Raw genomic sequence first — 1,160 nt, 5'->3', positions numbered from 1 at the left:
GCGCCGTGAGGCGCTGTGGTTCGAGTGGAGGTGAGAGACCTTCGCCGCCGATCTTGTCGCAGCAGGACGGTGGAGCTGGGGGCAGCCTGATCCGGGTGACGCCGGGGAGGGTGGGAGCAGCCCTGACAAAGCCGGGACGGGTCAGCACCGTCAGATGGTCCGGGTCCGGCGAGCGGGACGGAGAGGAGTACGCGAGGAACCGGCGTGTGACACCCCCTTGATCAGGCACCGGCTCGAACCTGACGGATCTGGGCCGGGAGCGGTGCGTACCCGTCTGGATGTTGGGCGGGGAACTCCGGGGACGGTGGGCATGAGCCGTCCAGGAGGCCACGAGGAAGGTCTGCGGCGTACTCGTGGCGAGGCCGCAGGGGCATAGTCGGGCTCCTCCTCCGACGAGCGAACCACAGTGAACACGGGAACCGTCCCGGGCCTTGCCCTGTCCGCCGCGTCCAGTGGCGATGGCGGGGCTGGGCGCGTCGACCGCCGATCGGTCTGGGGCGGGGCGGAGCCGTCGTAGTACTCCGAGGCCGGGAGAGCCGGCCGCATGGGGAAGGACGGCAGCGGTTTCGAGAAGGGATGGATGCTGCAATGCCGGCAGATGCGCCGCCGAATGGCGGCGCTCCTCGCTCTGGTCCGGCCGGGCCGCGGGTGAGGGTATCGGAGATGCAGGCCAAGCTTCACCGTTGGGCGGCGGCCGATCCTGGCCGCAGGTTCGATGACCTGTTCAATCTCGTGTATGACCCGGCGACGCTGCTGGTGGCGTTCGACCGGGTCGCGGGCAACCGCGGTGCGAACACTCCCGGTGTCGACGGGTTGACCGTCGCCGACGTGGAGGAGCGTATCGGGGTGTCCGGGTTCCTGGACGACCTGCGGGCCGCCGTCAAGGACGGCTCGTTCCGACCGCTGCCGGTGAAGGAACGAAAGATCCCGAAGCCGGGTGGGTCGGGCAAGGTCCGCAAGATCGGTATTCCCGTGATCGCGGACCGGGTCGTGCAGGCAGCGCTGGTACTGGTGCTGGAACCGATCTTCGAGGCCGACTTCCTGCCGGTCTCGTACGGGTTCCGGCCCCTGCGGCGCGCCCACGACGCGATCGCCGAGATCCACCACTTCGGCACCCGGGGCTACCGCTGGGTGCTGGACGCGGACATCGAGGCGGCCTT

The 1,160-nt window shown here is 69.6% G+C and carries 1 protein-coding gene; it reads left to right on the top strand.

The window, feature by feature from the left end; genetic code table 11:
• Positions 1 to 663: 663 nt before the first annotated feature.
• The coding region (locus MJ785_RS20965) for a reverse transcriptase domain-containing protein (RefSeq protein WP_255727670.1) at positions 664 to 1,160 on the top strand (497 nt) is incomplete at its 3' end.

This window comes from Protofrankia sp. CiT1 (assembly GCF_917627335.1).
Taxonomy (GTDB): Bacteria; Actinomycetota; Actinomycetes; order Frankiales; family Frankiaceae; genus Protofrankia.
Note: the sequence above shows the minus strand (reverse complement) of the source record. Positions and strands in the feature narration are given on the sequence as shown.